This is a genomic window from Algoriphagus iocasae, assembly GCF_014206875.1.
Taxonomy (GTDB): Bacteria; Bacteroidota; Bacteroidia; order Cytophagales; family Cyclobacteriaceae; genus Algoriphagus; species Algoriphagus iocasae.
Genome location: NZ_JACIJO010000003.1, coordinates 507048 through 530310 on the forward strand (window position 1 = coordinate 507048; position 23263 = coordinate 530310).

Sequence of the window (23263 nt, forward strand, 5' to 3'; positions counted from 1 at the left end):
GCTCTGCTTACTAAAAAGGCCTGAATTTAAATTCAGGCCTTTTTTTATAAATGAGTTTGGGAAAGCTTTTCAACAAGCTGGATATATTCTTCTTCAGCTTCCTCTTTAGATTTTCCTTTGTACTGAAGCCAGCTATTGTATTTTGCTGCGGATTTGAAGTCAAATCCCCCTGGTCTTTCATTTTCATTATCACCTTCTGTAGCTTGCTTATAAAGGCCATATAACTTCAACAAGTCCTCGTTTGAAGGTTTGCTTGTGAATTGTTTAGTAAGCCTTACTGCTTCTTCTAATGTTTGAGTTTTCATAATAAATTGGTTTGGGTAATAATGTCCATCAAAATTGAAGCTAATTAATGGGATAAACGACTTGGGATATCAAAAAAGCCAACTGAATCAGCTGGCTTTCTCACTATTTGATCTGGATCAAATTTTATCGTTTGTTCATCGAAACGTAATCTCTTTCATTAGCCCCAACATATACTTGTCTAGGTCTTCCGATAGGTTCTCCATTTTCTCGCATTTCTTTCCATTGAGCGATCCAACCTGGAAGTCTTCCCAATGCAAACATCACTGTGAACATGTCTGTAGGGATGCCTAGGGCTCTGTAGATGATGCCAGAATAGAAATCCACGTTTGGATAAAGTTTTCTATCAATGAAGTATTGATCATTCAATGCTGCATGCTCTAGCTCTTTTGCTATATCCAAAACAGGGTCATTTACACCCAATTTGGCTAAAACATCATCAGCAGCTTTTTTGATGATTCTAGCTCTAGGGTCAAAGTTTTTATAAACTCTGTGACCAAAGCCCATCAATCTGAATGGATCGTTTTTGTCTTTTGCTTTGTCCAAATATTTCTTGGCATCTCCACCATCTGCCTTGATAGCTTCCAGCATTTCAATTACAGATTGGTTAGCTCCACCATGAAGTGGACCCCAAAGGGCATTGATGCCAGCAGAAATAGAAGCGTAAATGCTTGCCTGAGAAGAACCTACAATTCTTACTGTTGATGTAGAGCAGTTTTGCTCGTGATCTGCATGAAGAATCAATAACTTGTCAAGGGCTGCAGCTACCACTGGATCTACGTCATATTTCTCAGCTGGAAGCGCAAACATCATTTTTAGGAAGTTTGAGCAATAGTCTAGTGAATTATCAGGATAATTCACCGGATGTCCTACTTCATTTTTATAAGCCCAAGCAGCGAAAGTTGGCATTTTAGCCAATAGTCGGATGATGCTCATATTTACTTCTTCATCTGATCTATTTGGATTCAATGAATCTGGATAGAATGCTGTCAGAGAACAGATCAAAGAAGAGAGCACGCCCATTGGATGCGCATTGGAAGGGAAACCTTCTAGAATCTTCTTGATATCCTCATGAACCAAAGTGTGATGCGTGATTTCTTTTGAGAAATTTTCGTATTCAGCTTGGCTAGGAAGTTCACCATAAATCAATAGATAAGCCACTTCAAGGAAAGAGGACTTTTCTGCAAGATCTTCGATTCTATAACCTCTATAGCGAAGAATTCCTTCTTCACCATCTAAAAATGTAATGGCACTGGTAGTAGAACCAGTATTTTTAAATCCCGGATCAAGGGTGATTAAACCGGACGCTCCTCTGAGCTTTGCAATGTCAATTGCGGATTCATTTTCTGTGCCGGTGATTACCGGGAATTCATACTCTTGTCCATTGAAGGACAACTTAGCGGATTCAGACATATAACAGGTTTGTTTGGATTGCTCTTAAGAAAAAACTTAGAATTTCGGGCTTAAGTTAATAAAAGCAGCTTATTTTTTGGATGATAATTCTATTAAGGGAGATATAATTCTTCTATTTATTGATAAACAGTCTTTGATAGAGAGTTGTTTTAGAACAATTCTAATAAAAAACTGACTTTTGCTTAACCAATCAAGTCAAGCAAAATCATTAAGGAATAAAAAAAGCCCAATTGGGCTTTTTTTAATTATGCACAAAAGTGCTCAAATACTTCTACTAAATGATCGCCGATCATCTTGGCATTTCTACCTTCGATATGGTGACGCTCAATAAAGTGAACCAATTCGCCATCCTTAAACAATGCCATAGCAGGGGAGGATGGAGGGTAAGGTAGTACAAGCTCTCTGAATTTTGCTACTGCTTCTCTATCATTACCTGCGAATACAGTTCCTAGGACATCTGGTTTCACACTTGCATGATCCAATGCATATTTAACTCCTGGTCTTGCAGCTCCGGCAGCACAACCGCAAACAGAATTCACCACTACAAACGTGGTTCCTTTTTGATCTGGACCAAGTTTCTCAGCTACGATTTCTGCAGTTCTGAATTCTTCAAACCCTTCATTAGAAAGTTCTGCTCTCATTGGAGCAATTAATTCTTCTGGATACATATATTTTCTACTTTTTATTTTTACTTAAAGAAATCCTAATTCCAATTTCGCTGCTTCTGACATCATATCCTGAGAATATGGTGGGTCAAAAGTAACTTCAACTTCTACATTGCTAATGCCCTGAATTTGCTGGATTTTATCTTTCACTTCAGAAGGAATAAACTCTGCAGATGGACAATTTGGCGACGTCAAAGTCATCATTACATAAACATTGTTAACTGGGTATACGGTGATTTCATAAATCAATCCCAGCTCATACACATCCACAGGGATTTCAGGGTCATATACCTGCTTGATAGCTGTTACAACTTTTTCCTTCAAATCTGTTATTTGTCCCACTGTGGTGTTGTTTTCAGTTTCCATTTTCAGACACTTTGTTTTGCCTGCAAGGCCAAAGCATAAAGCTTCATTTGTTTGATCATCGCTGCCAATCCATTGGATCGTTGGCTACCGATAATTCCTCCCATTCCGATTTTATGAATAAAATCAAGTTCCGCAGAAATAATTTCCTGTGGGGTTCTGTCATTTAAAACTCGAATCAATAATGAGATAAGACCTTTAGTTATATCTGTATTTGAGTCAGCTTGGTAGTGAACTTTCCCATCTTTGCTATCAGCCACCAACCACACTTTGGATTGGCATCCTTTAATGATGTTTTCTTCTACCCGTTCATTTTCAGGAAAACTTTCGAGGTTTCCGCCAAGCTCCATGATGTAAAATATCGTGCTCTCTTTGTCATCCCCGAGGATTTCAAATTCACTGATGATTTCCTCTTGTACTTCCTGAATACTGCTCATTTATTTTTTATTCTGGCGATCTGGGCTACCCCTTCGGCCAATTTTTCAATTTCTGATTTGGAATTGTAAACAGCAAATGAAGCTCTAACAGTTCCCTCAAGTCCAAGTCTTTTCATCAAAGGTTGTGTACAGTGATGACCAGTACGAACAGCGATTCCTTTGGCATCAAGCATGACACCTACATCAAAAGGATGCATTCCGTTGATATTAAAAGACAAAACGCTGACTTTTTCTTTTGCTGTTCCAACAGGAATAAAGCCTTTTATCGAACCAAGTAATTCATTGGCGTAACTCAATAAACCCTCTTCGTGTTCCTTAATAGCACTTTTACTGGTTTCGTTGATGAAATCAATCGCATATTTGAAAGCTATTACATCTCCAATATTTGGCGTTCCAGCTTCAAATTTAAAAGGGATTTCGTTGTAAGTGGTCTTTTCAAAAGTCACTTCTTTGATCATCTCACCACCACCTTGGAATGGAGGCATAGCTTCAAGAACTTCTCTTTTGCCATACAAAACACCAAGTCCCGTTGGTCCATATAACTTGTGTGCAGACAGCGCCATAAAATCACAATCCAAGTCTTGAACATCAATTTCCAGATGACTCGTTGATTGGGCTCCATCCAAAAGAACTTTTGCGCCCACAGCATGCGCTGAGTAAATTATTTTCTTAACGGGATTGATAGTGCCAAGTGCATTAGATGCATGAACGACACTGACCAATTTTGTTTTAGGAGAAAGTAACTTTTCGAATTCCTCATAAATGATTTCACCAGCATCATTGATAGGAATCACTTTCAAAATGGCTCCTTTCTCTTCACATAGCATCTGCCATGGAACGATGTTCGAATGGTGCTCCAAAGTGGAAATAATGATTTCATCTCCAGTTTGGATAAACTTCCTTCCAAAAGTATAAGCAACTAAATTGATGCTTTCTGTAGTTCCCTTTGTAAAGATGATCTCCGCCGATTCTTTGGCATTTAGGAACTTCTGAACAGTTTCTCGAGTATCCTCAAAATACCTCGTAGCACGATCTGCCAACGCATGTGCTCCTCGATGGATATTGGCATTATCATGTAGATAATACCCCTCCAAAGAATTGATGACTGATTGAGGTTTTTGAGTAGTTGCTGCGTTGTCAAAATAGATCAGAGGTTTTCCATGAACTTCTTGATGAAGAACCGGAAACATCTGTCTGATTTGCTCTATGGGGAAACTCATGTAAGATTTAGAATTTGCTTCCAAGTCTTTCCTGTACTAGATCGATGCAATAATTTTTGAAACTCTCGTCTTGGATATGTTCCAAAACTTCTCCTGCAAAGGCAAACAAAAGAAGCCCTTTTGCTTGAGTCTTATCAATTCCTCTTGCCTGTAGGTAGAATAATGCTTCTTCGTCAAGCTGTCCAGTGGTACAGCCATGAGAACATTTTACATCATCAGCCCAAATTTCTAATTGAGGTTTTGTGTTGACGATCGCATCTTCAGAAAGAAGGATGTTGTTGTTTTGCTGGAAAGCATTTGTTTTTTGTGCGTCTTGTCTTACGAAGATTTTCCCATTGAAAACTCCTCTCGACTGATCTGCCAAAATGCCTTTATATAATTCATTGGATTCTGCATGTGGAATAGTATGGTCCACGTTGGTATGATTATCCACGTGAGTTTTTCCATTCAGAAGATAGATTCCATACATATTTCCTTCAGAATTGCTTCCGAGGAGATTTAAGCTCAAATTATTTCGAACCATTTCACCGGAAAGAGAAATGTTAACAGAAGTAAAGCGTGAATCCTGCAGTAAGTTGGTTTCAATATTACTTACTTCAATGGCATTTTTGCCTTCATTCTGAACCCTATAATATCTGATCTGTGAGTTTACACCACCTTTGATTTCGACAACTTTGTTGACAAAATATGGTTCCTCACTTTTGTTGATATTGTGAGTAATGAAAGTTACTTCAGCGAAATCACCTGCTTCAATCCAAACTCTTGGTTGGATCAGTTGACCTTCGTTCGCCTTGTTGAAAGACAACAATAGAATTGGCTTTTCCACTACTTCCTTTTTAGGAATTTGAAGGAAAACTCCTTCGTCAAATGAAGATTGATTAAGCGCAGCAAATGGATCTTTATTTGCTTTCGCAATGCTTCCAATAGCAGTTTCTGGCTTCTCAGATAATTTTGAGAAAGCTAAGTTTTCTGCTTGTATAGCTAAATCAGGAATTAAATGTCCATTGGCGAAAACCAAGACAGTTCCATCAAATCCTTCTGGAATTCCAGCCTTTACCTCTTCAGCGTTCACCTCAAAAGGTTTTGCGTTTTGAAAAGAGGAGATGGATTGCTCCAGTTTCTTTGCGATTGCAGTGAATTTATATTCTTCTGATTTGAGGGTTGGAAGACCTTGTTTTAAGAAACTAGCCTTTCCTTCTTCTCTCGTTTTTTCAAAACCGGCAAAAGAAGTTTCCAAAAATCCTTCAAATAGATTTTGCTTAGTCAGCGTACTCATGTTTTTGGGGTTGATGCGAAAATCAGACAGTTGCCTCAGAATCGATGGCTTCTTTAATCCAATCGTATCCTTTTTCTTCTAGTTCTAAAGCCAGTTCTTTAGTACCGGATTTTACGATTCTTCCTTTGTAAAGGACGTGAACAAAATCGGGTACTATATAATCCAACAAACGCTGGTAGTGAGTAACCACGATTGTAGCATTGTCTTTTGATTTCAATTGGTTGACGCCATTAGAAACAATTCTAAGTGCATCGATATCCAAACCAGAATCAGTTTCATCTAGGATTGAAAGGGTAGGCTCAAGCATGGCCATCTGGAAGATTTCATTTCTTTTCTTCTCTCCGCCAGAAAAACCTTCATTCAATGATCTGCTAAGAAGTTTTTGATCGATTTCAACCAACTTCATCTTCTCTTTCATCATGGTCAAGAATTTTACTGCGTCCAATGCCTCCAAACCTCTGTATTCTCTAACTTGATTGACAGCAGTTCTAAGGAAATTGGTGGAGCTAACTCCTGGAATTTCAACTGGATATTGGAAAGCTAGAAAAACACCTTCTCTCGCTCTGTCTTCAGGAGCAAGATCCAAAAGATCTTTGCCCTTAAAAGTCACTTCTCCTTCAGTAACCTCATACTCTTCTCTACCAGCTAAAACTGAAGCCAAAGTAGATTTGCCGGAACCGTTTGGTCCCATGATCGCATGAACTTCACCAGCCTTAACTTCCAAATTAATACCTCTCAAAATAGGTGTTCCTTCGATAGAGGCGTGCAGGTTTTTTATACTTAACATAATTCAAAATTTGACATTTGATATTTGAGATTCTTGGCTAATCCTAAGTCTTAAACTTATTGCCCCGAATCTCACTTTCTTTTAAATATTTAATAAACCCAGAAATAGATCTGCTTATATCCAGACTTCTTTCAATATTTATTTTTAATAAATCCTCACTTATATTATTCCTGTCAAAAGCTCTGTATAGCTGAGATCTTGACTCTCCTGCAGAGGCTTTTGCAATACTTAGGAATTGAATAAATTCTCGGTTTCCTTCACGTTCAAAGCCTTCTGCTATATTGTCCATGATGGATCCTGATGAGGAGTTGATTTGATTTTTTAAACTGAAATCATTTTTGAAACCTTCTTTTTGAGTTAGTTCAAAAATGCTTTTGCAAAAATCCCTCGATTTGATCCAGATATCTAAATCTTCAAATCGAGTAATTGTTGCCATAATTTCAAATTAGAAATTTCAAATCTAGAATCTTATTTACCCTACAGATCCCTCAAGGGTTAAAGCCAAAAGTTTTTGAGCTTCAACAGCAAACTCCATTGGTAATTGATTCAATACTTCTTTTGCATAGCCATTGACAATCAAGGCTACTGCATCTTCAGTAGAAATACCTCTTTGGTTACAATAGAACAATTGGTCTTCACCAATTTTTGAGGTGGTTGCCTCATGCTCTACTTTTGCCGTGGAATTATTGATATCTATATATGGGAACGTGTGTGCACCACATCTATCACCCATTAACAAGGAATCACATTGAGAAAAGTTTCTTGCATTGTCAGCTCTTTTCATCACCTGAACTTGGCCACGATAAGAGTTTTGAGACTTTCCTGCAGAGATACCTTTAGAAACGATTCTTGACTTGGTGTTTTTACCGATATGAATCATTTTTGTTCCTGTATCCGCTTGCTGGTAATTATTGGTTACAGCTACAGAGTAAAACTCTCCGATAGAATAATCACCTTTTAAAATACAAGAAGGGTATTTCCAAGTTACGGCAGAACCAGTTTCTACTTGTGTCCAAGAAATCTTAGAATGATCACCGGCACAAATTCCTCTTTTGGTTACGAAGTTGTAAATCCCACCTTTACCGTTTTTATCTCCTGGAAACCAGTTTTGTACGGTTGAGTATTTCACCTCTGCGTTTTTCGCAGCATAAATTTCTACAACTGCGGCATGCAACTGGTTCTCGTCACGCTGAGGAGCTGTACATCCTTCCAAATAGGAAACGTAAGCTTCATTCTCTGCAACGATTAATGTCCTTTCGAACTGACCGGTATTTGCAGCATTGATTCTGAAATAAGTGGAAAGCTCCATCGGACATCTAACTCCTTTTGGGATAAAACAGAATGAACCATCGGAGAATACCGCTGAGTTTAATGCTGCATAATAGTTATCAGTCATTGGCACAACGGAACCCAAATATTTCTTTACTAACTCAGGATGCTCTTTTACTGCTTCACTGAAGGAGCAAAAGATGATTCCTAGCTTAGATAAAGTGGCTTTAAAAGTTGTTCCGACAGAAACTGAATCCAAAACTGCATCGACTGCAATACCTTGAAGTTTCTTCTGTTCATTCAGATTGATTCCCAATCTTTCATAAATCTGAAGTAATTCAGGATCTACTTCGTCAAGAGACTTTGGCTTTTTATCTTGTTTAGGAGCTGAATAATATCTTAAGCTCTGAAGGTCAATTTTAGGATAGGTGACATTCGCCCATTCAGGCTCAGTCATATTTTGCCAGGTTTTGAAAGCCTTCAATCTCCATTCAAGTAACCACTGAGGTTCCTCTTTTTTTGCAGAAATCCAATTAATGATTTCTTCATTGAGGCCGATAGGGGCTTCATCTGCTTCATAATTTACAGACCAGCCGTGCTCGTACTCTTTGGAGGTTAATTCTTCTAAAATCTGATTGTCTTTGCTCATATTAGCTAAGTTATTTAGACTAATTACATTTTAACTGCGAAGGTACAACATATAATGAAAAAAATATGTTCAGAACCATTCGAAAAATCTATGATTGATACAGAATTTCAATTCAAAGTCCGTTTCTGTTACAATTTCAATGGTTTTGAAGGAAAAAAAGTGCTGAATTTTCAGCACTTTAATTTTTATGGTTTGTGGAAAAACCTCGATTTTATTTATTTGGATTTAATCCAAATAGAGTTATTTCTCTTTGTCGAAAAACTGAATCGGTCTATTGATGCTCTCTTCCAAGACAATCAAAGTCTCTGTTCTATCAATTCCGTCCACTTTTTGGATGTTATCCAATACCAATCTCAAATGATTAGTGTCGCGGCAAATTATTTTAGCGAAAATGGAATAATTACCTGTCGTGTAGTAAGCGCTTACTACCTCAGAAATCGTCTTTAATTTTTCAATAACATTATCATAAAGTGAACTTTTCTCTAGGTAGATTCCCAGAAAAGCAGATATGTCATATCCAAGTTTTGAAAAGTCAATATTCAAGGTGGCACTTTTTACGATTCCCATGTCCTCCAGTTTTTTCATTCGGACGTGAACGGTGCCTGAGGATACGAATACCTTTTTCGCAATTTCGGTGTAAGGTGTCTTCGCATCTTCGTTCAAAAGTGAGATGATTTTCAGGTCTATGTTGTCGATATCTAAAATTTTATCCATTTTCCTTTGTTGGATTTAGATGATTGTTAATGAATGTGCCTGTAAATTAGAGGTTCTTCAAAAAATACCAAAATTTTTTTTCAATTTGTAATTAACTTTAAAATCTATTTACTTTGGAGCGAAGATAAAACGCAGAAAAAAAATTTGGCATTTATCTTGATCGCTTAAATATTAATTGGTGGATTTTAATATCTCCAAATTATTAAGCATTTTAACGTAGAAACTTTTAATCTCTAAAGTTATATTTGGGTTTATATTCTGAAAAGGGTCTTGCTGATGGCAGGACTTTTTTATTGCCTTTTTTAAATTTAAAATACAAAAAATTGCATTTGAAACTTTTATTAATGTATTTTTGTGTAACATCGGACGAAATATGAAAGCCACAATAATTTTCAAATCATTAGTTTTTTTAATAGTGTTTGCTTTAGCAGACATGTTCCCACTGACTGTAGGAGAGGCAAAGGCCCAGATTTCAGGTGATTTCCCTGATAGCAGAATCAATTCTATTCAATATAATAAGCTCAGTATTCGCCATTTGGAGGAAGATGTTAATTCAGCCGAAAAGATGGAGGCAGAGGAATTTGATATTACTCCTTTGACTGTGGTTGAAGAAAATGTCGCTAGAAATCTAAATTCCCAATGGGCTTGGGCAGAATATACTCTGGATATGATAGACAGCTATTCTCCTTTTTTATTCCGTACCAAAAAATCAGCTGCTCTAGATGAAGTGAAAGTTCTCCTTCAAATTAATGCAAAGGGTAGGTTAAGTGGTTTCGAAGTTGTGGGCGATGTCGATAATGGACTTAAAGAAAGATTAGATCATATGCTTCGAAAATTACCCGATTGTAAAGCGGTTCCTGGCTATCAGGTCTATAGCCCCGAGGTTTTTGAACTGACGATTAGAAAATAATTTTATAAGCCGGATTTTCCGGCTTTTTTTTGAGCGGTTGGGCGGTTTCGTTTCCCTCTAGTTATTTTGAGAAAAACAACCACGCAACCTATGAGAAAATCACTACTCGTAACAATTTTAACCATTTGTGCCAGTCCTGGTTTTTCCCAAGTCAGGTCATTGGCAGATGGTAAAGTCTTCCCGGAAGACAATGCTAAAGCTAAATTTTATACAGTTTCTGGAGAAAGACACGGACCTTCCTTTTTTAAGAAGTTTAATTTCCCGGAAGTTGAATATTCTCATGGGGCGACATTGACTTTTGATCAATACCATACAGTGGAGGTAATGTACCATTGGTACAAAGTCTGGGCTGAAAAATATTCTGAAATTGTAGATGTCTATGAAGTGGCAAAAACCTTTGAAGGAAGGCCTATTCTTCAAATGACCATTACCAATAAAAAGACTGGTAAAGACACCGATAAACCTGCCGCGTATTTTGAAGGAGGTCGTCATTCAGGAGAGATCACTTCAAGTGAATCTATTTTATGGTTGACTCAGCATATCCTTGAAAATTATGGGAAAGATCCTGAAATAACGGCTTTGGTGGATACCAAGGCTATTTATCTCCGCCCACAAAATAATCCAGATGGGTCAAACCTTTATTTAAGGACAGAGCAAAGAAATAGAAGTACTGTCAAACCTCATGATAATGATAGAGATGGCCTTTTAGATGAAGATCCCGAAGAAGACTTGGATGGAGATGGAATTATCTATCAAATGAGAAAAAAGGCAGTCACAGCCGAGGAAAAAGAAAAAGCCAATTTTATTATCGATCCAGAAGATCCTAGTCAAAAGTTGATGAAAAGGACTTTTCCTGGGCAAGGGGAATACCTTGTTTATACCGAAGGCTATGATAATGATGGTGACGGTTCCTACAATGAAGATGGAATAGGTGGGTTGGATCTGCATAGAAATTATCCGGAAAACTGGAGGCCTGATACTGGAGGAGATTTGACAGGTAGGGGCTATACTCAAAATGGAGCTGGGGAGTTTCCTATGAGTGAGGTAGAATCCAGAGCAACAGTCATGTGGATGTTAACTCATCCGAATATTTCTGTAGTAAACTCCATGGATACCCGAGTTCCTATGCATTTGAGAGCTCCATCTACTTCTAAGGCGGAAGAAAGAATGTATCCTAAAGATTTGGCGATTTATAAGAAAATGGATGAATTGGGTTTGTCCTTTACAGCATATCCCTGGGCTGGAGATGTCTATGAAACTTATGCCACTCGATATAAAGTAAATCGTATGACTGGAGATCCTCTAAAGCCAAGTCCTCTCTTTGGGCATGGACCTGATTTTGGATATTTCTATTATGGCAGTATCTGGTATGGAGATGAGCTTTGGAATAACGGTGCCATGAAAGATTACAACGGAGATGGGATTTATGATGACTTTGATGGTTTAAGATGGGATGAAGAGGCAAATGGTGGAAAAGGGTTTAAATCTTGGACTGCGTTTGACCACCCGGTACTTGGAGAAGTAGAAATAGGTGGATTCCATCCTAAGTTTTTTGGCCAGAATGGCCCTACATGGCAATTGGAAAATTGGGCGAAAAAGCAGGCTTTGTTTAACCTAGCTATGGCCAAGCAACTTCCACAAATCACCATTTCTAATGTTAATGTGAACAAGCTAGAAGATGGTCTGTTTGAAATAACATTGGATTGGACAAATTCCGGAGGTTTACCTGTGGCTTTGGAGCAGGCGAAATTGGTGAAGATCGTTCAAGAGGACCGGGTTTCTCTAAATTTTGATAAAGAGCTTACCAAAGGTTATGAAGATGCAAAAGTTCAAATCGTAAGTCCAGAGTTATATGATAAAACCATTTATGCTGGATATACAGAAGTAGGTGAGAAAAAATCAGCTTCCTTTAAAGTTAAGGTGAATACCTCTGAGGAAGTCAAAGGGAAAATTCGTCTTTCCTCTACCAGAGGTGGATATTTTGAAAAAGAATTTACATTAAAATAAATGATCATGCTTAGAAAAATAGCAACAGCGTATTTGCTTTTGTTTGTTTTGCTGTCTTCGGTGGTAGAAGCGCAACAGAAAAGATCGCTTACTCATGATGATTATGATGGTTGGGAAAGTCTCAGATCCGGAAAAATCACGAAAGATGGCCTTTGGGTAGGCTACCAAATCTCTCCACAAGAAGGAGATGGAAGATTGGAATTATTCCCTTATAAAAATCCTGAAAACAAATTTGTGATTCCTAGAGGATCCGGTTATGAATTTACCGCTGATGATGCTTTTGCGGTAGGGAAAATTGTGCCTCAGGAAGACTCAGTGCACTTGCTCAAAGTGAAAAAGACCAAGAAGGATGACATGCCAAAAGACAGTCTTTTCATTTACCAATTGAGCACGGGAAAATTGGAAAAGTTTCCAAATGTGAAATCATTTGATACTCCATCTGAAAAAGGGAGTTGGGTAGCTATTCTTTTTGAAAAGGAGAAGCCTGCAAAGAAAGATCCTGCAGATTCTACCTCAAAAGCAGAAAAACCAAAGAAAACTGATGGCACCAAATTGCTTGTCCGGTCTTTGGATGGTTCAAAATCCTATGAATTCGAGCGAGTGAAATCCTATGGGTTCGCTCCAAATGGGGATTACCTACATTTTGAACTGGACAAAGAAGATACCTTGGATAATGCAGCCATTCATATTTTGGATTTAGCATCTGGAGAAAGTAAAGCAATCCACGAAGGAATGACCTCATATACGATGAATCGCTTTTCTCCCCAGTCCAAATACCTGGCGTTTTTAAGTTCTGATGACTCCACGAAAGCAAAGAAGCCTCACTATCAATTACAACTGTTTGATGTAAAAGCTGGCAATTTGAAGCAATTAGCAGATGAATCTGCTGCAGGAATTTTAGAGAATGGAAGGATCAGCGAAAATGGTTCTTTGAGATTTTCTGAAGATGAAAATAGATTGTTCTTTGGTACGGCTCCTGAATATGTTGATTACCCTTATGAAGATGATAGTACCATTTTAGATGATGAAAGACCAAGATTGGATATTTGGGGATGGCAGGATTCTCAGATTCAGCCCATGCAGCTGAGACAAAAGTCCCGAGAAGAAAGAAGATCTTATTTGGCAACAATGGATTTGGGCTCAGGGAAAATTGTTCAGTTAGAAACTCCAAACCTAGCTGATGTAAGATTAGAGAATAAAATCACTAGAGATTTTGGCTTGGGGACAACCAACGCTCCTTATGAAAGAAGTTATAGCTGGGATATACAAATAGGAAGAGATGTCTATTTGGTTGACTTCAACGACGGTTCCAGAAAACTGATTGAAAAAGAAATGTCTGGATTCCCAAGTATCTCCCCGGGAGGAAAGTATGTTTACTGGTATGCCAGCACTGACAGCACTTGGTATGCTTATGACATAGCCACAGAGAAAAAGATTGATTTAACAGCAGGTATCGATGTGCCTTTCTATGAGGAATTACATGATTCTCCTTCTCTTCCTGGAAGTTATGGAACTAGCGGTTGGTTGGATAATGATGCAGCGATCTTGATCAATGACCGATTTGATATTTGGAAAATTGACCCAAAAAATCCGGGCTCGGCAAGCAATCTGACCCTGGGAGAGGGCAGAAAAAACAATATGGTTTATCGAGTTGAAAACTTGGACAGAGATGTCTTAAGTATTGATCCGAAATCGACTTTGATTTTAAGTGCATTTAATGAAATGAGTAAGGAATCTGGTTATTACAAAACTATGGTTGATGCGAAATCTGCTCCTCAGAAATTAATTTTTACTCCTAATAGATATTATGGATTGACAAAAGCTAAGAACACGGATGATGTGTTTCTTCAAAGATCTACTTATGTAGAAAATCCGGATATGTATTTGACTGATTTGACATTTAAGAACTTGAAAAAGGTCTCTGATTTGAATCCTCAACAAGCCAACGTTAATTGGGGTACTTCAGAATTGGTTTCTTACATGGCAAATGACGGTACTCCATTACAAGGAATCCTTTTCAAGCCAGAAAATTTTGATCCAAACAAGAAATATCCGATGATGGTTTATTTCTACGAAAGAAGTAGCGATGGTCTGTATTCTTATAGATCTCCAGCGCCAAGTGCTTCCACGATCAATATCCCATATTTTGTAAGTAATGAATACTTGGTTTTTGTTCCGGATATCAAGTATGATTTGGGATTACCAGGACCAAGTGCTTATAACTGTATCATTCCTGGAGTTCAGTCAATTGTAGCCAAAGGTTTTGTTGATGCAGATAATATGGCAATTCAAGGACAAAGCTGGGGTGGATATCAGGTTGCCTATCTGATCACTCAAACCAACTTATTCAAAGCTGCCGGAGCTGGTGCTCCAGTGGTGAATATGACTTCTGCTTATGGAGGTATCCGATGGGGAACGGGTATGAGTCGTATGTTTCAATACGAGCAAACTCAATCCAGAATCGGGGGGACGCTTTGGCAAAAGCCTCTTTATTACATTGAGAACTCACCTTTGTTCTTTATGGATCGAGTAGAGACTCCTGTTTTAATTATGCATAATGATGAAGATGGAGCTGTGCCATGGTATCAGGGAATCGAAATGTTTATGGCTTTGAAAAGATTAAATAAGCCTGCTTGGTTACTTCAGTACAATGGTGAAGACCATAACTTGGTTCAAAGAAGAAATAGAAAGGACTTATCTATGCGACTCAGTCAATTCTTCGATCATTATTTAAAAGGAGCTCCGGCACCACTTTGGATGACAGATGGACTTCCGGCAGTTGAAAAAGGAAAAACGCTCAAATATGAGTTGAATAAAAATTAATAAAAATGGCCTGGATTTAATTCCAGGCCATTTTTTTATTTATTTATTAATCAAATAGTTAATTTTTTTTAAATACATTTTAATTTATGTAAAGGCTTTTTAATTGTATCTTTAGTCAAGTAATGTTTTTCTATCTCAATCCTATTTTTAAAAATGTATCAAAAACTTAAAAACATCATCAGCGGACAAAAAATCAAAAAGCTCAAAGTTGGAAAAATTGAATTAAATATAGCTTATAATAAGAAGGTGTCATTTGTAGATCCTTTGTTACCATTGAAAGAAATAAGAAATGATTTAAACCTTTTGCCAAGTATAGAATTGAAAGGTTCAGGTGAATGTGAACCAATATGGGAGACAAAAGTAAAAACGATTCAAAATCTAAATCCTACACATTTTGCCAAATTTTCCAATTCAAACATCAATTATGTAATTAAAAGGTTTGTAACAAAAGAAGAAAAAAAGCCTGTAAGTATTTATGCATATTGGGCCAATGACCATCTATTTGCAATATTCACTAGAAGGTATGATTATGGTAAATTTTATGTAGAGGTTGTGAATAATTTAACGGCAAATCATGAGTTGGAAAGAGATGAAAAAGGTGTTTTCTTAATTAAATGCGATAGCAATAAAGTCTTATTACGTCATTTTGGGCATTCACATTCGTTCATTTGGAACGATGAAATTCAAATGGGAAAATTGATTTCGATCTTGACTTGATAAAACCTGATTTATAAAAAAGCCCTCAAATAGTTAACTATTTGAGGGCTTTTTTATAATTGAAATCTGAAATTACACTGCTACAGCAGCCTTAATATGTGGATGTGGATCATAATCGACCAATTCAAAATCCTCAAGTTTAAATTCAAAAATATCTTTTACCTCAGGATTGATTTTCATTTTTGGTAAAGGTCTCAACTCTCTGCTCAACTGCAATTCCGACTGCTCGATATGATTGGAATATAAATGTGCATCTCCAAACGTGTGAACAAAATCTCCAAGCTCCAAATCACAAACCTGAGCAATCATCATAGTGAATAGGGCATAGGAGGCAATGTTAAATGGAACGCCCAAAAATACATCGGCACTTCTTTGATAGAGTTGACAGGAAAGCTTACCATCTGCAACATAAAACTGAAAAATCGTATGACACGGAGGCAAAGCCATTTGGTCTACATCGGCCACGTTCCATGCGCTTACAATATGTCTTCTGCTGTCTGGCTTGGTTTTGATCTGGTGGATTAAGTTCTTAATCTGGTCAATTTCCCCGCCTTTCCCATCTGGCCAATGTCTCCATTGATAGCCATAAACAGGACCTAAATCACCATTTTCATCAGCCCATTCATCCCAAATGGAGACTTTGTTTTCCTTCAAATAGCCAATGTTTGAATCTCCTCTTAAAAACCATAAAAGTTCCACGATAATGGATCTTAAATGGAGCTTTTTGGTAGTAACCAATGGAAATCCTTCAGAAAGGTTGAATCGCATTTGATGACCAAAAATACTTCGTGTTCCAGTTCCTGTTCGATCTCCTTTTACTGCTCCTTCATCAAGGATTTTTCTCATTAAATCGTGATACTGCTTCATGGATTTTATTGGGTAAACTTTGCCTGCAATTTAGGCAGATAGACTAAGAAATGGAAAGGACAATTAACAAAGATGCTATTAATCTAGTATTATTGATTGAAAATTTATTCCACACAGAAAGAACCTTTTGACCTCGGATGTTTCAAAAGACCAATGCATATTTTTTATTAATTCTAGCTATTCTATTTACTGCTGTTGTATTGGTTTTTCCACCAAAACCTCAATTTGATTACGATTTTGAGCAGTTTTTCCCTCAGGACAACGCAGATCTCGAGTTTTATGAACTGTATAAAAATAAATTTGAGAATGATAACGATTACCTGCTGATCGCTCTTGAAAACCCAAAAGGGGGGCTGTTGGATAAAAATTTTTTGGATCAAGCACTTCTAATTCAAAATGAAATCAATTCGATTGAAGGGGTAGACACTGTGATTTCAATTCTAAATTTTGAGAAGCCAATTATCGGCGTTTTTGGGATGAGATGGGAAAAGGTCTTTAAATGGGAAACAGAAAATGACAGGCAAAAATCTAAGCTGGAAATGGAGGCATTCCGGTCCCAGTTGATTTCTAAGGATGGAAAATCGCTTCTTTTTTGGATTAAAAACAAGCAGAATATTTCAAAAGAGGAGGGAGACGAGCTATACCTCCAAATTAGATCTGTTTTTGATAAAAGTGATTTGTCTCCCAGAGCAGTGGCAGGAAAAATCCAAGCCCAAGGTGATTTTATCCAGCTCATGCAGAAAGAGTTTGGGCTGTTTTTTGGATTATCAATTCTCTTGATTCTCCTAATGTTGTTTCTGATTTTTAGGAGCTTTTGGGCAGTTTGGATTCCTGTTGTTACGCTTTTGATAGGAGTTTCATGGGCTTTTGCTTTCATGCTTTATTTTGGAAAATCACTGGATGTCATGTCGGTCATGCAGCCTACAATTTTTCTGATTGTGGGATTAAGTGCATTGGTCCACTTTATCACACATCTCAAAACAAAAATAGATTTGGGATTTAATCAGCAAAATGCTATTGCTGAGGTGTTTAAAGATTTGTTTGTTCCCGTTGGATTGACATTTTTGACCACTTCTTTAGGCTTTATCTCCTTATATTTCACGACAATTCCAGCATTGAAATCATTTGGTATTACTACTGGAACAGGTGTCTTCATCATTTTTATAGTATGCATTCTTGTAGCTCCAGGATTACTACATCTTGTAAAAATAAAAGGTAAGAATGTTACTGTTCAGTTAAAGTCAGAACGAGCTTTGAGATTATTATTTTCTTGGATTTTGAAGAGGAGGAAAACTGTGCTGATTACTTTTTTAGCAATCAGTATTTTGAGTATTTGGGCTGGATCAACTATTCATGTCAATGGATTTTTATTGGATAACCTTCCAAGTAACCACCCTATCCAAAATGACCTGGATTATTTTGATGAACAATTTGGCGGATCAAATCCATTGGAATTATACCTGGAAGTTGGAGAAAAAGCAGGCTCTTTACTTGATTATGAAGTACTACAAGAAATAGAAAAAGTGGAGGCCAAACTTCAAGAGCTTTTGGATACTGCAAGTCTAATCTCGCCGCTCACCTTAGTCAAAAGTCTCAATCAAGCCCAAAATCAAGGAAGCTCTAAAGCTTTTGTTTTTCCTTCTAGAGGGCAATTTCAAAGAATGAATAGATTTCTTGACCGGGACTTGGGAGATTTTGGAATAAGAGTACTTGCTGATAATAATAAAATCGGTCGTATCAGTTCGAGAATTCCTGATTATGGTACTTTGAAAATGAACGCAATCCGAAGTCAATTGAATGAGTTTGTTAAAGCGGAAATCGATCCAAAACTTCTGAAAGTTTCTTGGACTGGTACCGCTTATTTAATTGATTTAGGCCATCAATCAGTAACTTCCCAAATGGCTAAAGGCCTTGGTTTTGCCTTCCTGATTGTAGGGATTATTGCAGGTGTGTTGTTTAGATCTTGGCGGATTTCTTTTATTCTTCTCATTCCAAATATCATCCCTTTGATCTGGATGCTGGGTTTGATGTATGTCTTGGGAGTGGAGTTTAAACTGACTACCGCAATTTTATTTACGGTTGCATTTGGTATTGCTGTAGATGATAGCATTCACTTTATGACCAGACTTCGCTTTGAGTTAGCAAAGGGAATCAGTTTGGTATATGCGATCAAGAGGACTTTTTTAGAAACAGGAAAAGCCATTATTTTAACTTCGGTGATCTTGGTGAGTGGTTTTGGATTGTTGATTTTTAGTCAGTTTGGAGTGACACACTTTACCGGTTTGCTTATCGGAGCTTCTTTGATATTTGCGCTATTTGCAGATCTTTTTTTATTGCCGTTGCTGCTACTTCCCATGAAGCAAGTCTGGGAGGAAAAAAGCAAACGTTTAAAGCAAAAGATTACTTAAAAGTAAATGTTGCAGAAATCGGATAATGATCTGAATAATCCACCTCCCTATGTGTTTTGAAGGCTACAGCCTCAAATTCTTTCGTGCTGAAAATGTGGTCTATTCTAAGGAAAAACAAGACTTTATTATAGGTAAACCCGAATCCATTCCCTGCTTTTTCGAAAGCATTTTCCATTGTTTCACTTAGCTTAAAATAGGTGTAGGAATAGGGCACTTCGTTTAAGTCGCCCATAAGGATAACCGGATGGGGACTATTTTGGAAATGCTCCACCAGGACATTTAACTGCTTGCTCCTCTCTAAGCTACCTCGGTGTAATTTCCCTAAAGTTTGTCTATAGTTTTCCCTAACTCCATCTAAATCCTCTAGTCCAGAAGAGTTGATTCTCATGGATTCCAAATGGGCATTGTAGATTCGAATTGTATCACTATTGTAGAGAATGTCTGCAAAAATGGCCCCGTTGGTTCCTGATTTATCAAATACTTTTCCCTCATGGATGATAGGATACCTACTGAATATTGCCAATCCATAAGATCGTTTTTCTGGATTCCCCTCAATGACTTGATAGGAAGTTTCAAAATCAGAGTCCTTGCCCAGTAGTTTCACGGCATTTCTCGAGGCCGAAGTATAGTCCTGATAGAATTCCTGAAAAACCTTGATATCCGCTGGATGTTCTTGCAGCCAGGTAAAGACATTCGGGTCAAACTTTCCTTCTTCAGTTCTTTTATAATCAAATAGATGTGCATTGTAAGACAATACCTTTAAACCTTCAGCATTTTCCTTTTTAGGATGAATTTGGAATGTTATCAAGGCAAATTTATACCCAATAATCAATGCAGCTAAATGTAGAAGCGCTGTTCTTTTCCATGAAAGTGTTAAAATGAAAAGTAAGAAAAGGTTGATCAGCCAAATAACCGGGATAAAAAATGGTAATAAGCCGACGTAAGGAAAGTATTCAGGAGAAACATAAACACTAAAAAATAAAATCAGCGAACAACAAAATATAATTCCGGAGAGGTATTTCATGCGATAGATTTAGTGGCACTCAAAGTAAATGACTCAAAAGTAAATTATTAAACTTCCAGAGCATTTTATTTGGAGCAAACAAATTTCCGGCCGATTCCGTCTCTATTACGTTAAAAGGAAAAAACGGTTTGAATTTTATATTCTTGACTTTCTTTAGAATAGGCACTTTTCCGAAATTTAGAAAGGCCGGAATTTTGTAGTACCTGAGTTTATTGTTTATTTGATATAGAAATCCCAACATCATGAAAACACGATACCTACTATTTGGGGCAGCATTTGTTGCTTTGGTAAATATTTCTTGTGACCCTAAATCTTCTGAAACGATGGAGAAAACAGAGGTGAGTGAGACAGCGGAGGAGGCTTCAGAATCTGAAAATCGACCAAGTCCTCTGGAGGTGAAAGATGGTGAAATCTCCGGTAAGCCATTTAAGGTTCATTATAGCTCTCCAGCTGTAAAAGGAAGGGTTTTATGGGGTGATTTAGTGCCTTATAATGTGGTTTGGAGAACAGGAGCCAATGAGGCGACTTATGTAGAATTATCTCAAGATATGACTATAGAAGGTCAGAAATTGGCAGCTGGTAAATATTCTCTTTTTACCATTCCAAAAGAAGATTCTGACTGGACCGTGATCTTTAATTCTGATTGGGAGCTGGAACATGGGCATTTTCAATACGATGAGAAAAATGATGTATTAAGAGTGGATGTTTCCCCAGTTTGGGAAGAAAATTCTCAAGAGAGATTTTCCATTGATATCGAAAATCCGGGATTGGTTGTGAGATGGGAAAAATTAAAATTGCCGATATCAATCAATTAAAATAAAAAATTCAAAAAGCCCTCATTCTAATCGAATGAGGGCTTTTTTTGATTGATGTCAAATCTATATTTCTTTGATGTGGAATCACAAAGAAAGGACTAAATTTACCCGGTTGAAATGAAATTATTGGGAAGTTAATTTTTCATTTCCTCTGATAATTTACCTCACTTGACATGATCGCATGAAGTATATTTCTTTTCTACTCGTTTTAGCAATCACTATTACATTGGCTGTTTTGATCTCCCGACCAATTGGCCCAGTACCACCAGTTGCTCCTTTGATTGATCCAAATCATGGTTTTTGGCAAAATATGTATAGTGAAGATGAGTTAATAGAAGAGGAATTATCTCTGCCAGATCTTAGTAACCCTGTGACTGTAGTTTACGATGAGAATCTGATCCCTCACATTTTTGCAGCTAATAAAAAGGATCTTTACATGGCTCAAGGTTACATCACGGCTAAGCACAGATTGTGGCAAATGGAATTTCAAACCAGAGCTGCAGCAGGAAGACTATCTGAAATTGTTGGCGATATCGCGCTGGATTTGGACCGGATGACCAGAAGAAAAGGGCTGGGATATGGTGCAGAACTTGGAATGGAGTTTTTGGAAAAGAATGATCCTGAAACCCTGGAATATTTAAAATCCTATGCGGCAGGAGTGAACCAATACATTTCTCAATTATCCCCCGGACAAACTCCTGTCGAATATAAAATCTTAAACTATCGTCCTGAAGAGTGGACACCTTACAAGTCTTTATTGCTATTAAAGTATATGTCGGATATGCTAGTTGGAGATAGAGATTTGGAATATACTAATCTGAGAAAAATCCTGGGAGCACAGATGCTTGATAAGTTGTATCCGGATCTACCCAATGAACCGGATCCTGTGATCGAGGCAGGTAAAGTCTGGGACTTTGATGCGATTCCTGTAACCAAGCCTGATAGCATCAATTATCCAGATGAAACTTGGAAAATGGATCCTCTGCCGCAACCTGTTGAAGGAATCGGCTCGAACAACTGGGCGGTCGCACCTTCGAAAACTAAGAATGGAAATCCTATTTTGGCAAATGATCCGCACCTAGGATTGAACTTGCCTTCACTTTGGTATTCTTTACAACTAACCACGCCTGAATATTCTGTAAAAGGAGCATCGCTTCCTGGAGCATTGGGAATCATTTCTGGCTTTAATCAAAACATAGCTTGGGGAGTGACTAATGCCACTAAAGATGCCAGAGATTGGTACAAAATTACTTTCCAATCAGAAGATAGAAAGGCATATAAATATGGAGATGAATGGAGACCTACGACATTCAGAGTTGAGGAGATCAAAATAAAAGGGCAAGAGGCATTTCTAGATACTGTGGTTTATACCCATTATGGTCCAGTCGTTTATGATAAAAATTTCCGAGGCGATCGTCAGGATGTTAATTTTGCTTTGAAATGGACCGTTCATATGGGCTCAAATGAACAAAAGACTTTTTTACTGCTGAATGAAGCCAAAGATCATAAGGATTACAATATAGCTTTGGATAACTTCACCGCTCCGGCACAAAACTTTGTTTTTGCCTCCAAATCAGGAGATATAGCAATGCGAATTCAAGGAAAGTTTGCCCTAAAATGGCCTGAACAAGGTAAATTCTTGATGGATGGATCAGATCCAAAAATGGAATGGCAGACATACATCCCAAATGATCAAAACCCACAGACATTGAATCCGGAAAGAGGTTTTGTTGCATCTGCAAACCAGCATCCGGTTGATTCCAATTATCCATATTATGTTTTTGATAATAGCTATGAGCATTATAGAAACAGGAGGATCAATGGAAGATTGAGACAAATGGATCAAATCACCATTGATGACATGAAAGCTCTGCAGTTTGATGATTACTATCAGCAAGCTTCAGAAATATTGCCTACTATGCTGTCGCTTTTGGGAGATGCATTCAAAGAAAATGACAAAGCACAAGAATATCTTTCACAATTAAAGGAATGGGATTTTTATGCCGACCCAAACCAAAAGGCTCCTACCCTCTATTATATATGGTGGAATGACCTTTATGGCCAGATTTGGAAGAAGTGGGATGAGTTTGGGGTGCCAGTGGTAAAGCCTAACAGTTATCAAACCATTCAATTCTTGCTGAATGAACCTGAAGCTAAAATTTTTGATGTGGAGAATACTTCGGAAGTAGAAACTGCCAAAGACCATGTTCAAAAGTCATTTCAAATGATGTTGGATGAGATGGGAAAATGGGAAGAAGAAAATGGGGATTATGCCTGGGCAAATTATAAAAACACGACTATCCAGCACTTAGTACCTCAGTTTAAGGCCTTTTCAGTTTCTCATGTTTATACAGGAGGTGGTGCTGGAATTGTCAATGCAACAAGTGGAAGACATGGTGCAAGCTGGAGAATGGTGGTCGAGCTAGGAGATAAGCCCACTGCATTTGGTGTTTATCCTGGGGGGCAATCGGGCAATCCTGGAAGTAAGTATTACAAGAATTTTATACCGGTTTGGGCCGAAGGCAAATACCTCAACTTTAATTTGAGGGAAGAGTCAGAAGCTGAGGGAGTATTGTTTCAAACCACATTAAAATAG

Annotated in this window: 20 protein-coding genes; 7 read left to right on the forward strand and 13 right to left on the reverse strand. The window is 37.6% G+C overall.

All coding sequences use genetic code 11. From position 1 onward, the window contains the following. Positions 1–44 precede the first annotated feature (44 nt). The 11 genes from FHS59_RS16490 to FHS59_RS16540 all read right to left on the reverse strand — a co-directional run bounded on the left by FHS59_RS16490 (position 45) and on the right by FHS59_RS16540 (position 9096). Positions 45–305, reverse strand: a complete 261-nt coding sequence (locus tag FHS59_RS16490; protein ID WP_184496471.1) for an acyl-CoA-binding protein — start codon at positions 303–305, stop codon at positions 45–47. A gap of 124 nt (positions 306–429) precedes the next feature. Beyond that, on the reverse strand, positions 430–1716 hold the full coding sequence (locus tag FHS59_RS16495) for a citrate synthase (protein ID WP_184496472.1): 1287 nt from the start codon (positions 1714–1716) through the stop codon (positions 430–432). 245 nt (positions 1717–1961) lie between these two features. Next, positions 1962–2384 carry a BrxA/BrxB family bacilliredoxin gene (locus FHS59_RS16500; protein WP_184496473.1) on the reverse strand — a complete coding sequence of 141 codons (423 nt, stop codon included), beginning with the start codon at positions 2382–2384 and terminating at the stop codon, positions 1962–1964. A 24-nt stretch (positions 2385–2408) separates the two neighbouring features. After that, a complete protein-coding gene (locus FHS59_RS16505) occupies positions 2409–2747 on the reverse strand; it encodes an iron-sulfur cluster assembly protein (RefSeq protein WP_184496474.1) in 339 nt (112 codons plus the stop codon). A gap of 2 nt (positions 2748–2749) precedes the next feature. Beyond that, complete coding sequence (locus tag FHS59_RS16510; protein ID WP_184496475.1) at positions 2750–3181, reverse strand: SufE family protein; 432 nt, start codon at positions 3179–3181, stop codon at positions 2750–2752. Next, positions 3178–4401 carry a cysteine desulfurase gene (locus FHS59_RS16515; protein ID WP_184496476.1) on the reverse strand — a complete coding sequence of 408 codons (1224 nt, stop codon included), beginning with the start codon at positions 4399–4401 and terminating at the stop codon, positions 3178–3180. Before FHS59_RS16515 ends, FHS59_RS16510 begins: the two co-directional genes overlap by 4 nt. A 7-nt stretch (positions 4402–4408) precedes the next feature. Continuing rightward, a complete protein-coding gene (gene sufD / locus FHS59_RS16520; protein ID WP_184496477.1) occupies positions 4409–5677 on the reverse strand; it encodes a Fe-S cluster assembly protein SufD in 1269 nt (422 codons plus the stop codon). A gap of 22 nt (positions 5678–5699) precedes the next feature. Beyond that, positions 5700–6464 carry a Fe-S cluster assembly ATPase SufC gene (gene sufC, locus FHS59_RS16525; protein ID WP_184496478.1) on the reverse strand — a complete coding sequence of 255 codons (765 nt, stop codon included), beginning with the start codon at positions 6462–6464 and terminating at the stop codon, positions 5700–5702. A gap of 43 nt (positions 6465–6507) precedes the next feature. Continuing rightward, positions 6508–6900, reverse strand: a complete 393-nt coding sequence (locus FHS59_RS16530; RefSeq protein WP_184496479.1) for a four helix bundle protein — start codon at positions 6898–6900, stop codon at positions 6508–6510. Between the two features lie 36 nt (positions 6901–6936). Next, positions 6937–8382, reverse strand: coding sequence for a Fe-S cluster assembly protein SufB (sufB, locus tag FHS59_RS16535; protein WP_184496480.1), 1446 nt, complete (start codon positions 8380–8382; stop codon positions 6937–6939). Between the two features lie 240 nt (positions 8383–8622). Then, a complete protein-coding gene (locus tag FHS59_RS16540) occupies positions 8623–9096 on the reverse strand; it encodes an Lrp/AsnC ligand binding domain-containing protein (RefSeq protein WP_184496481.1) in 474 nt (157 codons plus the stop codon). 373 nt (positions 9097–9469) lie between these two features. Here FHS59_RS16540 and FHS59_RS16550 point away from each other — a divergent pair, with 373 nt between their 5' ends. The 4 genes from FHS59_RS16550 to FHS59_RS16565 all read left to right on the forward strand — a co-directional run bounded on the left by FHS59_RS16550 (position 9470) and on the right by FHS59_RS16565 (position 15553). Beyond that, on the forward strand, positions 9470–10006 hold the full coding sequence (locus FHS59_RS16550; RefSeq protein ID WP_221444525.1) for a hypothetical protein: 537 nt from the start codon (positions 9470–9472) through the stop codon (positions 10004–10006). 90 nt (positions 10007–10096) lie between these two features. Beyond that, entirely contained in the window at positions 10097–12013 is a 1917-nt protein-coding gene (locus FHS59_RS16555) for a M14 family metallopeptidase (RefSeq protein ID WP_184496484.1), read from the forward strand. A 6-nt stretch (positions 12014–12019) separates the two neighbouring features. Continuing rightward, positions 12020–14836, forward strand: a complete 2817-nt coding sequence (locus tag FHS59_RS16560) for a S9 family peptidase (RefSeq protein WP_184496485.1) — start codon at positions 12020–12022, stop codon at positions 14834–14836. Between the two features lie 153 nt (positions 14837–14989). Then, entirely contained in the window at positions 14990–15553 is a 564-nt protein-coding gene (locus tag FHS59_RS16565) for a hypothetical protein (protein ID WP_184496486.1), read from the forward strand. A gap of 72 nt (positions 15554–15625) precedes the next feature. On the opposite strand, the gene FHS59_RS16570 is transcribed toward FHS59_RS16565, so the two are convergent. After that, positions 15626–16420, reverse strand: a complete 795-nt coding sequence (locus tag FHS59_RS16570; protein ID WP_184496487.1) for a thymidylate synthase — start codon at positions 16418–16420, stop codon at positions 15626–15628. Positions 16421–16557: 137 nt separating this feature from the next. On the opposite strand from FHS59_RS16570, the gene FHS59_RS16575 reads away from it, so the two are divergent. Beyond that, entirely contained in the window at positions 16558–18828 is a 2271-nt protein-coding gene (locus FHS59_RS16575; protein WP_184496488.1) for an efflux RND transporter permease subunit, read from the forward strand. On the opposite strand, the gene FHS59_RS16580 is transcribed toward FHS59_RS16575, so the two are convergent. Next, positions 18821–19852 (reverse strand): endonuclease/exonuclease/phosphatase family protein, encoded by a 1032-nt coding sequence (locus FHS59_RS16580; RefSeq protein ID WP_184496489.1) that lies wholly within the window; start codon positions 19850–19852, stop codon positions 18821–18823. The genes FHS59_RS16575 and FHS59_RS16580 overlap by 8 nt on opposite strands. A 242-nt stretch (positions 19853–20094) precedes the next feature. Here FHS59_RS16580 and FHS59_RS16585 point away from each other — a divergent pair, with 242 nt between their 5' ends. Next, the gene (locus FHS59_RS16585; protein WP_184496490.1) at positions 20095–20667 is read left to right on the forward strand and encodes a DUF2911 domain-containing protein; all 573 of its coding nucleotides are present in this window, start codon (positions 20095–20097) and stop codon (positions 20665–20667) included. Positions 20668–20848: 181 nt separating this feature from the next. Then, positions 20849–23263, forward strand: coding sequence for a penicillin acylase family protein (locus tag FHS59_RS16590; RefSeq protein WP_184496491.1), 2415 nt, complete (start codon positions 20849–20851; stop codon positions 23261–23263).